A 13,418-nucleotide genomic window follows, 5' to 3' on the forward strand; every position below is an offset into this window, starting at 1 on the left:
CGCCGCCCTGCGGGGCGGTAACATGATTCGCTATTTTGCCGGAGAACGGCGCAAGCGCCTTATCCGGTCTACACCGTTGTGTTGTTATCGTTAATACTCATAAGACCGCAAACATGTGAGCAATGTCGACACATGATCTCATCAACTTGAGTAAGGAGCAGGTAATGGTAACGGTACGCCGCGAGAAAGATTCAATGGGCGCTATTGAAGTCCCGGCAGATAAACTGTGGGGGGCGCAGACTCAACGTTCGCTGGAGCATTTTCGGATTTCCACGGAGAAAATGCCCGTCTCGCTCATTCACGCTCTGGCGTTGACCAAGCGCGCCGCTGCGAAGGTCAACCAGGACTTAGGGTTGTTGGCGGCGGAAAAAGCCAGCGCGATTATCCAGGCGGCTGATGAAGTGCTGGCGGGAAAACATGCTGATGAGTTTCCGCTGGCGATTTGGCAGACCGGGTCCGGTACGCAAAGCAACATGAATATGAATGAAGTGTTAGCGAACCGCGCCAGTGAAATTTTGGGCGGCGTTCGCGGTATGGAACGCAAGGTGCATCCCAATGATGACGTCAATAAGAGTCAAAGCTCAAACGATGTGTTCCCAACCGCCATGCACGTGGCGGCGTTACTGGCGTTACGCGAACACCTCATCCCGCAATTATCCGCATTAACGGATACGCTTCGCGATAAATCCCACGCTTTCGCCGATATTGTCAAAATTGGCCGTACTCACCTGCAGGACGCGACGCCGCTCACCTTAGGCCAGGAGATTTCCGGTTGGGTAGCCATGCTGGAACATAACCTCAGGCACATTGAGCACAGTTTACCGCACGTCGCGGAACTGGCGCTCGGCGGAACCGCAGTGGGGACAGGGCTTAATACCCACCCGGAATATGCCCGGCGCGTGGCCGAGGAACTGGCGACGATTACCGCAGCGCCGTTTGTTACCGCCCCGAATAAATTCGAAGCGCTGGCGACCTGTGACGCGTTGGTACAGGCGCATGGCGCATTAAAAGGACTGGCGGCCTCGCTGATGAAAATCGCCAATGATGTTCGCTGGCTGGCGTCCGGCCCGCGCTGCGGCATTGGCGAGATTGCTATCCCGGAGAATGAGCCAGGCAGTTCCATTATGCCTGGTAAAGTGAACCCGACCCAGTGTGAAGCAGTAACGATGCTATGTTGCCAGGTAATGGGTAACGATGTGGCCATCAATATGGGGGGCGCATCGGGCAACTTTGAGCTCAACGTCTATCGTCCGATGGTTATTCATAATTTTCTGCAAACGGTGCGCCTGCTGGCCGATGGCATGGCGAGTTTCAATCAACACTGTGCGTCAGGAATTGAGCCAAACCGCGAGCGTATTACGCAGTTGCTGAATGAGTCGCTGATGCTGGTCACTGCGCTCAATACGCACATCGGTTACGATAAAGCGGCGGAGATTGCGAAGAAGGCGCATAAAGAAGGGCTGACGCTCAAAGCCTCAGCCGTGGCATTAGGATACCTTAGCGACGAGGAGTTCGACGCCTGGGTACGTCCGGAGTTGATGGTTGGCAGTATGACGCCGGGACGTTAATCCGCCACATACAGGTGCAGTCGCGGAATAATCAGTCGCAGCGGCTGCGCCTGTGGTTTAAAACGGTGCTGAATATTATCGGCGTCATAGTTTTCCAGCCCGCCAATATCCGGCACGCCAGCGCCGTTGTCCGTGTTGATTAATGCGATAATCGGCGTGGGGCAGGCGTGTTGCACCTGTTTCTGCTGGCCTTTATACCAGATGCGGGCGATCGGCTGTACTTTAACCGGACGCTTAATCTTGAGTCGGGCCTGCTGCGGTAAGGCAGCGATATCCTGATATTCCCGTTCCAGCTTGAATTGCCATTGTTCGCGCGTCCACGGCGGGACGCTGCGCGGCGACGCGAGGCTTTTTTTCAACTGGCTCAGAACCTCATCCCGGCTTAAATTTTTAATAATATGTTTATTTGCCCAGCCGAAACGTATGGTGGCGGGGTTATTGATAAGCGTCAGCGTACGGTAAGCGTTCAGCGTAATTAAGCCGGGTAGATGCCGATGCACCCACTCAAAACGTGCCGCTGAGGGAAGACCGGACTCTACCGTAACCATCTGCTCGAAGGTGGTTTTCAACTGGTTAATGCGCTGTATCTGATTTTCCAGATCTAACTGTGTCGCATTATCCACTTGATAGCATAAGACGCCAGGCAGGCGGACGGCGGCTTTACTGCTGCGGTTTTCGGACTGCTGTTGAATAAACAAATGGCGATAGTGACGTAGCGCCAGCGTTTCGGCCTCTTTCCCCAGATGTTGCGTTACCTCGATAGTATCCAGCGGCGCATGTTCCGCCTCTTTGGTCACCTGCGGCAGTGAAAAGACACGGGCGATAAGTAGCGAATGCTGCTGTAGATTATCCGTCAGCGCCGCCAGGTGTTGTTCTATCTGGCGAAAAGTGCCATTCAGGCGTTCAACGAGATCGTAGCGTGACATGGTATTACTCACTTTAGTTACAACATACTATCTGTATAGCACAGTTCCCGCCGCTCAACCAGCGTGCAAAATGCGTCAGGCAGCGGTCATGTCGGGCATCGCGTGCCAGACCGGCCAGCGAAAGCTAAATTTTGCGCCGCCCAGTTCGCTCTCGTCACAGACGACGCTACCGCCCATCGCCAGGGCGATAGAGTGTACGATGGCGAGTCCAAGCCCGCAGCCGCCTGTCGCCCGGTCTCTACTGGGGTCGAGTCTGACAAAAGGTTCAAATATGCGCTCACGCGCATCCGCTTCAATGCCGGGGCCGTCATCTTCGACTATCAGCGTTGCCTGACTGCCGTCGAGTAACAGACTGACCTGAACGGTGGTACGACTGTAGCGCAACGCATTATTCAGCAGGTTATCCAGCACTCGCGACATTAACCGCATATCAAGCGCGCCATAATCGCCGATTACACATGTGACAAGGTGTACGGCGCGTTCCGGGGTCACGCTCTGCACATCCTGCAAATGCGCGAGCAACCAGGCGGGGAGGTCGGGTTCGGTCAACATCAGTTCATTTTGCGGCCGGTCAAGGCGCGCATAGGTGAGCAGTTCTTCAATTAGCGCTTCCAGTTGACCAATATCGCGATTGAGCGCCTGTGATTCTGGCGGTGTCAGATTTTCACTCATTTCAAGCCGATAGCGTAAACGTACCAGCGGCGTGCGAAGTTCATGGGCGATACCGTCAATCAGCTGTTTTTTACTGGCGATCAGAGCATTAATATTATCCGCCATCTGGTTGAACGCGACGCCCAGACGTTCGAAACTGGAACCATTATCGAAGTGCAGGCGTTCAGTCAAATGACCCTCGCCAAAGCGCTGCGCGGCGGATTCGAGCCTGAGCATTTCTTGCCAGTGCGGGCGCATCCAGATAAACACAGGAAAGGCGAGAGAAAAGGCAATGAGCGCCATTAAGGCGATATCCAGCAGTCGCATTTGATGCAGGAAATAGAGATAGGGAACCGGGCCAACCGCCAGGACGTAATGGCTGCGCGGGATACGTTGAATAAAGGTGTATTGATCGTCAAGCGCGACAATATCGCCTTCACGCAGTCGCTGCGTGGTGGCGGCATCAAGCTTATAGTGATTTAACGGTTCAACGCGTAAATCGAAAGAGAGGTTCAGGTCCATCTCTTTTAACGTTTTCCCCCATTCACGCGGCGGAATTTCCCGCAGTTCGCTGCGCATCAGATAGAGCGAACTTTTCATCAGATCGTCGAGCGATTGCCTGCCCGCGCGTTCGGCGGTGAATTTGTACACCAGTCCGACCAATAAGGTCATGACCAGAAAACAGACGAACAGCAAAAGGTAAAACTGCACAAACAGCTTTTTCATCAACGCCCACCGGATCTCAATACATTAGCTCTATCGCGCACTGACGGAAAAGATTTCCCGTCAGCGCCGCTGGTGGGTTATAAAAGCAGGCTTTGCGTCAACTGACAACCTCATTGTCCGGCGTTAAGGTCCGGACTTTCGTGAACAATGCGTCCATCGACAAGCGTCAAAACAGCGCGAATGGTATCAATTCTGTCTTCGGGCATCGTCATAAATGGCTGATTGAGTACCGCCAGATCGGCCTGTTTTCCGACGCTAAGCTGGCCCCGGTGTTGTTCGGCAAAGGCGAGCCAGGCGGCATGACGTGTATATAACGCTAGCGCTTCCAGACGCGTGAGCCGCTCGCTGGCGGGTTTACGTACGGAACCGCCTGACGCTATACCGGTGATATGATATTCGATAGCGTGCCAGACACCGGCAATGCCAATACGCGTCGAATCGGTACCGCCAGCTACGACAAGCCCTTTATCCAGCGCCAGTCGAACCGGCGGCGAATTGTCCGTCGCGCCGGGTGGATTGGCGTCACGGATGGCAAGCCCCTCAAAGTAAGGCCCCATTTGCACAGTGTATGCCAGACCCAGCTTACGCATTCGCTCAAGCGTCTGTGGCGAACCGGTATTCAGGTGCGCAATAGACCAGCGCAGAGGGCGCAGATCGTACTGCTGCGCTACCTGCTCAAAAATCGTCAATATCGCGTCGGCGCTGTCATCGGTATATGCATGGATCTCAAGCGGTATTCCCCGTTTTGCCGCAAACGTCGCGACCTGGCGAAGCGCGGTTTTGTCTTGCTCTGAGGAAGAAAAACCTGGGGCCATCCGCACGCCGTCATTCATTCCGGCCACCAGGCTTTCCCCCAGACCTAGAAAAGCCAGTTGCCCGTCATCGGCACGCGCCGGGCGAAAGGCCATCAGGTTGCTGAACCACTGCGCTTCATGACCTTTCGCTTCTGGCTGTACCGGAATGCGATACCCCACGCGCAGCGGTAAATCCCCCTGGTTTCGCATTGCAAATAAAGGCTCATAAGCGGCGGCAGGCCCGGCAGAGGGGTCAATGATGCCGGTCACGCCGCGAGCGTTCATATCAGCGAAAAATTGCCGCAGACCACCCTCACGATCGGCGTTACTACTTATGCTGGCAAAAAGCTGATTGAACGCGGCGATGTCAGCAAATAATTTCCCCGTGGCGCTACCTTTTGCGTCGCGCTCTACGCGGATTCCCGCTAAATCAGGAGGAGGGGTGTCGTTAAGGCCAAGTACGTCTATACCGCGCTGATTCACTAACGCATAGTCGTACAGATACTGAATATAAGCCGGATGATCGGGAAGGGCGTGGCTCAATTCGGCTACCGTCGGCGCCCGGTTTTCTGCAAATTGCGCCGGTATCCACGATCCCACTACGGCTACCCATTGATCGTGGGGACGACGGTTAGCGTCGGCGCGTAATTTATCCAGCGCGTCTTTAAGCGAAGGGCTGTCGTACCAGTAGGTTTCGAATGTCCAGGTTTGTCCGCCGCGAATGGCGTGGATATGGGTATCGGTCAGGCCGGGTATCACGGTTTTACCCTGTAAATCGATGGTACGGGTATGGTCGCCGCGCCATTCATTTGTCGCCGTATCATCGCCAATCGCCACAATCCGCGAGCCGGAAATCGCCAGCGCGCTGGCCTGCGGCTGGGCATCATTCAGAGTGATGATATTACCGTTATGCAAAATAATATCCGCTGCCGGGCGGGCGGCGGTGGCTGCGCCTGTGGCCATGAGCAGAAAGAGAAGCGCGGTTCTGGAAAGCAGAGGCGGGACGAGACTGATCATTAGCATGTTCCTTTTGTCGGGCGATAAGCAAACCATAGAGAGCGAACAAGAATTGTTCAATCTGTGCCCAGGGAACAGTGCGTTCTGTTTTTAGAACGGTGGTAATGAAAAAAGAAAAGCCCGCCGAAACGGCGGGCTTGAGAAGAATTAATGAATAATTAGAACTGGTAAACCATACCCAGCGCGACGATATCATCAGTGCTGATACCGGCATCTTTATAGAACTGGTCGTCATCATCCAGCAGGTTGATTTTATAATCAACATAGGTGGAGAAGTTTTTGTTGAAATAGTAGGTAGCACCTACATCAGCATATTTAACCAGGTCTTTATCATCGCCATTAACGTTGTTATAGGTCAGATCTTTACCTTTAGACATCAGGAAAGAAACCGCCGGGCGCAGACCGAAATCAAATTGATATTGGGCTGTAACTTCGAAGTTTTGCGTTTTGTTTGCTACGCCGCCAGCATAACCCGTGTCCGTTTTACCATAAGGCGTCATATTACGGGTTTCAGAATACATAGTCGCTAAATAGATGTTGTTGGCATCATATTTCAAACCAGCTGTCCATGCATCCGCTTTGTCGCCGCCAGCAATAGTGCCGCCTGCATTGACTTGCTCATTAGTACGATCGGAAGTGGTATACGCAGCGCCTGCGCTGAAGCCCATGCCAATATCATAGGTAGTAGAAATACCGAAGCCATCACCGTTATCGTAACGAATATCGTCGCCATTATTACGGTTATTGGTACCGATATTTACATCGTCAGCGCTTTGGCTTTCATTTTTACCCTGATATTGCAACGCGAAGTTCAGACCGTCTACCAGACCGAAGAAATCAGTGTTACGGTAGGTGGCCACGCCGTTAGCACGACCGGTCATGTAGTTGTCAGCGTAAGTATAGGAGTCGCCGCCGAACTCAGGCAGCATATCGGTCCAGCCTTCCACGTCGTACAGGACGCCGTAGTTACGACCATAGTCGAATGAGCCGTAGTCGCCGAATTTCAGGCCGGCGAATGCCAGACGAGTCCAGGAATTAGCACCTTCGCCTTCGGTAGTGTTAGCCTGAACGTTATATTCCCACTGGCCGTAACCGGTCAGTTGGTCGTTAATCTGTGTTTCGCCTTTAAAGCCGAAACGCATATAGGTCTGATCGCCATCTTTAGAAGAGTCATCAGAGAAATAGTGCAGGCCGTCTACTTTCCCGTAAAGGTCCAGCTTATTGCCGTCTTTGTTATAAATTTCAGCGGCGTGTGCTGCGCCAGCAGCCAGCAGAGCCGGGATGACAAGTGCCAATACTTTTCTTTTCATTTTTTTTATCCTTAAAAACTTAACTTATTTGCAAAAGATTGAACTTCTACAGATTCGTTGAATCAAAGGCATCCTAATCTGAATAATATTATTTCAGCAAATACTAACTTTTCTTATATGTTATTAATTAATACAAAAGTTACTATCGGAAACGCATATATTTATAGTGAATATATTTGTTATTATATATTCATGGTTGTGATTTGTTTTATTTCACAATTTGCGAAAAAAGATGGCAATATAGCGCCGGGTAGACACTCTGTTATCAATTTTGTGAACTGGCTTCGAGTTTTTTTTAATTTAATTTTTTTGGCGAAAAAGACGTAATGAAGAACCGCAACGCAGAGAAAACGGTAATAAAGGGGCTGTTCCGACTAATAAAAATAGCATCCATGTATACAATGTCTGTTTTTTGAACAGTGGCGGTGATGAGCATCGCCACTATGACTTGATAAAGGCAGGTAAAATCTGTCGGCTAACTTATCCCGTCGTTTCGTCCCAGGCATGAGGGGCAAAAAGATAGCCTTTATTGCGAATGGTCTTTATACGATAGGGCTCAGCAGCGCTATCCAGCAGTTTCTTACGCAGGCGGGAAATCGCCACATCCACGCTGCGATCCAGACCATCATAATTGACGCCGCGCAGCGTTTTTAGCAACGCGTCGCGATCCATAATTTGTCCGGCGTGTGTCGCCAGTTCCCAGAGCAATTCAAAATCGGCGGTGGAGAGCGATATGAAATCGCCATTGAGCTGGACCGCCCGGTTAAGGGGATCGATGGTTAACGCGCCAAAACGCAGCGCTTTATGCGGCGTAAGCGCGCTCTCCTGAAGACTTTTTGCCTGTTGCGTTTGTTCGCTTTGCCGCAGGTGTAAGCGCAGACGCGCCAGCAAAACGGCCGGAGGCGTGGTTTTGAGGATGTAGTCGCAGGCGCCCATCTCCAGCGCCAGAATATGATTCATATCACTGTCCAGCGAGGTGAGCAGGACAATCGGGCCTTGCCAGCGGTGGCGTAAATCGCGGCATATCGTCATGCCATCTTTACCTGGAAGCATAATATCCAGTAAAACCAGATCGGGCTGAGTGGTGAGGATAAGATCCTCCGCCCGGTCACCACGCGGCTCAACAATGACATCAATATCATGTTTCGCCAGATAAGCGGCAATGAGAGAACCCACTTCAGCGTCGTCTTCAACAAATACAATGCGGTTCATATTATAAATGGAGAATAGAAAACGCCAACATACACCGCCTCTGTTTTCCCTTCCATAAATCTTTTCTAAACGAGAGCGGTTCCGTTATGCTACACGCTGTTGTTATTAGCGTGTTAAGGCAAGGTAATGGGACTCGTGATTAAAGCTGCCCTGGGGGCGCTGGTCGTCGTATTGATTGGTCTGCTGTCAAAAACGAAAAATTATTATATCGCCGGATTAATTCCTCTGTTTCCAACGTTTGCGCTTATCGCGCACTATATCGTGGCCAGCGAGCGGGGCATCGACGCGATGCGTACCACCATCGTCTTTAGCATGTGGTCGATCATTCCTTATTTCATTTATCTTGCAACGCTATGGTATTTCAGCGGCGTGATGCGCCTGCCCGTCGCGCTTGGCGGTGCGGTGGTCTGCTGGGGGCTAAGCGCGTGGCTGCTGATTTTTTGCTGGATTAAATGGCATTAATATTGGCAAAGACCGTGGTTTCCCCATCGTAATACAGACGGATATTACGATGGGGAGGTTGTTAACCCACCAGCATCCACGTAGCCGGAACCGCCGCGACCAGCAATAAACCAATCAGCACGACTTCCTGACGATTTAATACATTGTCATGCTTGTGCGTCCGACGCGCATACAGGAAAACCAGTAATCCAGGCGCGTACAGTACGACGGACAGCAGCAGGTGCATAGGGCCCGACGCATATAATAACCATAAGCCATAAATACAGGCTCCGATACCGACCGCCCGATGGAGGGGACGCGTTGCAATCTTCAGCAGAAATGCGCCGACCAGAAAGTAGGGCACCAGAATCATTTCTGACGCAATCGTCAATAGCGTGTTGTAGTCTGAACCGGTAAGCCAGATCAGCACCAGACAGATTTGCACACAGATATTGGTGAGCCATAACGACGCAGAAGGCGCGCCTTGCGCATTTTGTCGCGCGAAGATGCCCGGGAAGGATTTATAGGCTGCCGCCAGAAATGGTACCTCCGCCGCCATGATAGTCCAGCTTAGATAAGCCCCGCAGACAGACACAATCAGCCCCGCCGCAATAATAATTTCTCCCCACGGCCCCATCATTTTCACCATCAGACCGGCCATCGACGGGTTACGCATCTCCGCCAGTTCCGGACGCGCAAGAACGCCAAGAGAAAGCAGCGTGACCAGGAGATATATTCCCAGCGCTGCGAGTACCGCCAGTAGCGTGGCGCGGCCTACATCGCGTTTATTTTTCGCTCGGGCCGAGACGACGACGGCGCCTTCAACGCCAATAAACACCCACAGCGTAATAAGCATGGTGTTCTTGACCTGTTCCCATACGGGAATACCGAGCTCAACACCGGTGAAGTCCAGTGTGAAGGTATCCAGTTTGAACATCATGATAGCCAGCACAATAAACGCGCCGAGCGGCAACAGTTTCGCCAGAGTCGCGACCAGATTGATGCTGGCTGCCGTTTGTACGCCGCGCAGGATGAGGAAATGGACAATCCAGAGCAAGACTGAAGCGCCAACAATAGCCTGCCAGGTATTACCGTCGCCAAACAGACGCAGCGCAGGCGTATCGGTAAAGAAACTCAGCGCTGAAAAGACGATAACCAAATAGGATACGTTGGCGATGACCGCGCACAGCCAATAGCCCCAGGCAGAACAAAAGCCAATCAGTTCGCCGAAGCCTTCGCGGGCGTAAGTAAAGATACCGCCGTCAAGCTCGGAGCGAATGCGCGTAAGGATTAACATGGCGAATGCCAGTAGGAGTATCCCCACGCCGGTAATGGCCCAGCCAATTAACAACGCAGCCGGACTGGCAACGGCGGCCATATTCTGGGGCAGACTGAAAACACCTGCGCCAAGCATTGAGCTTAAAACCAGCGCGGTCAGCGCGCTCAGTCCCAGTTTTTTTTCCATTGGTATCCAGCTATAAAAATGAAATTGGAAGAATAATTATTATGGCAAAACGCATAAAAATGGTGAAAGCCACTAAGGCGCGGGATTTTACGGAGAGAAGGGACCGCATGCAACGGCCTGGATAAGATTTATCGCCAAAAAAGCGAAAAGTGAGATTCATCGCGATATTTGACGGAACTGGCATCCCGCGAGAAAGTGCCTGATGGTGGCTTATCAGGCCTGCCGTTGAACGATCGTGTAGGCCTGATAAGGCAGGTATGCCGCCATCCGGCGAGAAGCCTGATGGCGACGCGCGCCTTATTTATAGAGGTCGGCGCTGATGGTGATGTTATTGCCGCGCTCCTGCCACTGACGCGTAATATGATAATACTTAGCGCCTTTCTTCGCCGCGCGTTTGGCGACCTGGTAGGAGATTTCTGTCATATTGCCGTAGTTGCCGGTGAACTTAACGCTGTCGAAAGGCACCATCATCGCAGCCGTCGCTTTATTCAGCTCCTCAACTTTAGTGCCATCCGGAAGTGTGACAGTGTAACGCCCGCCTTTGGTGGATTGCGTTTCGAAGAAACGGCCTACTTCGGCGCTCGGCGAGGCTGACGTGGCGACGCCTGGAATTTCGACTTTCTTCGCAGCTTCGCCGCCCTGAGCCAGCGCGGCGCGGCCAGCTTCAGAGTCTGCCGGAATAGCGTCCGGGCTCTGGACGATGCGTTTTTTCGCATCTTGTTTATAGATAAATGCAGTGATGCGCTGGTTTCCGCCCTGATTCGCATCCACCTGACGAACAATATAGAAAGCGTATGCGTCTTTCTGTTTCGCCGCTTTCGTAATGGCATCGTTAACTTCCGGCTGGCTACGGTAGAAGCCCTGAACGGTGACGGTGTCATACGGTTCTAATTGTACGGCCTGGTCTTTCGGTAATTCCACGATGCCATTAATGACACGATTTTTGGGCGCTTCGGCTTTCGGCGCGTCGGCTTTATACACGTCCGCCACAACACGCCAGTTACCACTGTTGCCGAACTCCGAGGTGTCGACAACATAGAAGGAGGCTGCGCCTTCTTTATCTGCGCGGCGGGACACGGCGGAGACCGCATCGCCAATAGCATTAAAACGACCGGTAATAACGATGCGGTCATAAGGTTTTAGTGCAGCCGCTTGCTCCGGCGTCAGTTCTGTTGCTGCATGGACAGAAAAAGCAGCCGCAGAAAGCAGAGCCGACGCCAGGAGAGTGTTCTTAAGCTTCATAAAAATAATCCTTCGCCTTGCGCAAACCAGGTACTGGTATTGTTATTGACTAGAAACGTGGCTGATTATTGCATTTAAACCATATGGATGTCTGCGGGATTTTTCACGCATCGTGTCATGTATCCTATCTTTGATGATAACATTTACCGATATGTCGAAAAAAACGGCGTCCGGGCGGCTAAGCTCATGAAGCGCATGAATTTAATAAGTTAATTTAATGTTAATTTCTTGATATCGACAGAGGTTTAATGATGTTTTACTGTCAAATTTGAGCGAATTATCAGCCCTCGCAGGCCATTTTCAAGGCATTATGGCTGCTTAGCGGCTGAATCGTTCATGTTTTGCAAATTTGATAAAAAATTCTGTTTTTTGGCGCTAGATCACAGGCGTTATTTTCAGTAGGTTATAGAGAGTTTGTAACGGTTTTATTCTGCTGGGGTAACATTTACCTCAAACGCGGGCAGGCGTACGCTTCTCGCGCTTACTGACAAACCATCATCAAAAATACCGATGGAAGGGAACATTTATGCGAATTGGCATACCAAAAGAGCGGTTACCCAATGAAACCCGTGTCGCTGCGACGCCGAAAACGGTAGAGCAGCTACTGAAGCTGGGGTTTAGCGTCGCTATCGAAAGCGGGGCGGGTCAACTGGCAAGTTTTGACGACAAAGCGTTTGCGCAGGCTGGCGCGGATATTGTAGACGGCAATGCTATCTGGCAGTCGGAAATTATTCTCAAGGTTAATGCGCCTGAAGAAGAGGAAATCGCTTTACTGAACCCCGGGACTACGCTGGTCAGTTTTATCTGGCCTGCGCAAAATCCTGGGTTAATGGAGAAACTTGCCGAACGTAAGGTTACGGTGATGGCGATGGACTCCGTGCCGCGTATTTCCCGCGCGCAATCGCTCGACGCGTTAAGCTCAATGGCGAATATCGCGGGTTATCGCGCTATTGTAGAGGCCGCGCATGAATTTGGGCGCTTCTTTACCGGCCAAATCACTGCCGCCGGGAAAGTGCCGCCGGCGAAGGTGATGGTGATTGGCGCGGGCGTAGCCGGTCTTGCGGCTATCGGCGCGGCAAACAGCCTGGGGGCGATTGTCCGCGCGTTTGACACTCGTCCTGAAGTCAAAGAGCAGGTCCAGAGTATGGGGGCTGAGTTCCTCGAACTGGATTTTAAAGAGGAAGCCGGTAGCGGCGATGGTTACGCCAAAGTGATGTCCGAGGCGTTTATCAAAGCGGAAATGGCGCTCTTTGCCGCCCAGGCCAAAGAAGTAGATATCATTGTTACCACCGCGTTGATTCCGGGCAAACCTGCGCCGAAGCTGATTACCCGCGATATGGTCGATTCTATGAAGGCCGGCAGCGTGATTGTCGACCTGGCCGCGCAGAATGGCGGTAACTGCGAATATACCGTCGCCAATCAGGTTGTGACGACGGACAATGGCGTGAAAGTGATTGGCTACACCGATCTACCGGGGCGTTTGCCGACGCAGTCATCCCAGCTTTATGGCACCAACCTGGTTAACCTGCTGAAGCTGCTGTGCAAAGAGAAAGACGGCAATATTAACGTGGATTTTGACGATGTCGTGATCCGTGGCGTGACGGTGATTCGCGACGGCGACATTACCTGGCCTGCGCCGCCAATCCAGGTTTCCGCGCAGCCACAGGCCGCGCCTAAAGCAGCACCTGCGCCAAAAGAGCCGGAAAAGCCCGCTTCACCCTGGCGGAAGTATGCGTTAATGGCGCTGGCGATCATTCTTTTTGGCTGGCTGGCCGATGTCGCGCCAAAAGAGTTCCTCGGCCATTTTACCGTGTTTGCGCTCGCCTGCGTGGTTGGTTATTACGTGGTGTGGAACGTGTCTCATGCGCTTCATACGCCATTAATGTCGGTGACCAACGCAATTTCAGGGATTATTGTTGTCGGGGCATTATTGCAAATTGGTCAGGGCGGCTGGGTCAGCTTCCTGAGCTTTATCGCGGTGCTTATCGCCAGCATTAATATTTTCGGTGGCTTCACCGTGACTCAGCGTATGCTGAAAATGTTCCGGAAAAACTAAGGGGTAACAC

Annotated in this window: 10 protein-coding genes; 3 read left to right on the top strand and 7 right to left on the bottom strand. The window is 52.1% G+C overall.

What is annotated here, in order from left to right:
- Nucleotides 1-164 precede the first annotated feature (164 nt).
- Nucleotides 165-1,568 carry a class II fumarate hydratase gene (gene fumC, locus ACLD4F_RS02415; RefSeq protein ID WP_000259117.1) on the top strand — a complete coding sequence of 468 codons (1,404 nt, stop codon included), beginning with the start codon at nt 165-167 and terminating at the stop codon, nt 1,566-1,568.
- Here fumC and tus read toward each other — a convergent pair.
- The 5 genes from tus to rstA form a co-directional block, all read right to left on the bottom strand.
- Nucleotides 1,565-2,494, bottom strand: a complete 930-nt coding sequence (gene tus / locus ACLD4F_RS02420; protein ID WP_000092495.1) for a DNA replication terminus site-binding protein — start codon at nt 2,492-2,494, stop codon at nt 1,565-1,567. The two genes, fumC and tus, sit on opposite strands and share 4 nt — an antisense overlap.
- A gap of 75 nt (nt 2,495-2,569) precedes the next feature.
- Nucleotides 2,570-3,871: a two-component system sensor histidine kinase RstB gene (gene rstB, locus ACLD4F_RS02425; protein WP_411010657.1), complete on the bottom strand. Its 1,302-nt coding sequence runs from the start codon at nt 3,869-3,871 to the stop codon at nt 2,570-2,572.
- Between the two features lie 110 nt (nt 3,872-3,981).
- Entirely contained in the window at nt 3,982-5,688 is a 1,707-nt protein-coding gene (locus ACLD4F_RS02430; protein ID WP_000928661.1) for an amidohydrolase, read from the bottom strand.
- A gap of 152 nt (nt 5,689-5,840) precedes the next feature.
- Nucleotides 5,841-6,992: a porin OmpS2 gene (ompS2, locus tag ACLD4F_RS02435; RefSeq protein ID WP_000824303.1), complete on the bottom strand. Its 1,152-nt coding sequence runs from the start codon at nt 6,990-6,992 to the stop codon at nt 5,841-5,843.
- Nucleotides 6,993-7,472: 480 nt separating this feature from the next.
- On the bottom strand, nt 7,473-8,204 hold the full coding sequence (gene rstA / locus ACLD4F_RS02440) for a two-component system response regulator RstA (RefSeq protein WP_001080048.1): 732 nt from the start codon (nt 8,202-8,204) through the stop codon (nt 7,473-7,475).
- A gap of 126 nt (nt 8,205-8,330) precedes the next feature.
- Here rstA and ACLD4F_RS02445 point away from each other — a divergent pair, with 126 nt between their 5' ends.
- The gene (locus tag ACLD4F_RS02445) at nt 8,331-8,666 is read left to right on the top strand and encodes a GlpM family protein (protein WP_000524877.1); all 336 of its coding nucleotides are present in this window, start codon (nt 8,331-8,333) and stop codon (nt 8,664-8,666) included.
- Between the two features lie 61 nt (nt 8,667-8,727).
- Here the strand turns inward: ACLD4F_RS02445 and ACLD4F_RS02450 are convergent, their stop codons facing one another.
- Both ACLD4F_RS02450 and ydgH read right to left on the bottom strand, forming a co-directional pair.
- On the bottom strand, nt 8,728-10,110 hold the full coding sequence (locus ACLD4F_RS02450; RefSeq protein ID WP_000412353.1) for an amino acid permease: 1,383 nt from the start codon (nt 10,108-10,110) through the stop codon (nt 8,728-8,730).
- Nucleotides 10,111-10,407: 297 nt separating this feature from the next.
- Complete coding sequence (gene ydgH / locus ACLD4F_RS02455; protein ID WP_058115883.1) at nt 10,408-11,352, bottom strand: DUF1471 family protein YdgH; 945 nt, start codon at nt 11,350-11,352, stop codon at nt 10,408-10,410.
- Between the two features lie 526 nt (nt 11,353-11,878).
- Between ydgH and pntA the strand changes: the two genes are divergently transcribed.
- Nucleotides 11,879-13,408 carry a Re/Si-specific NAD(P)(+) transhydrogenase subunit alpha gene (gene pntA, locus ACLD4F_RS02460; RefSeq protein WP_079944755.1) on the top strand — a complete coding sequence of 510 codons (1,530 nt, stop codon included), beginning with the start codon at nt 11,879-11,881 and terminating at the stop codon, nt 13,406-13,408.
- The last annotated feature ends 10 nt before the right edge of the window (nt 13,409-13,418 follow it).

Source organism: Salmonella sp. 741265050_HSA, from assembly GCF_046569445.1.
Taxonomy (GTDB): Bacteria; Pseudomonadota; Gammaproteobacteria; order Enterobacterales; family Enterobacteriaceae; genus Salmonella; species Salmonella enterica.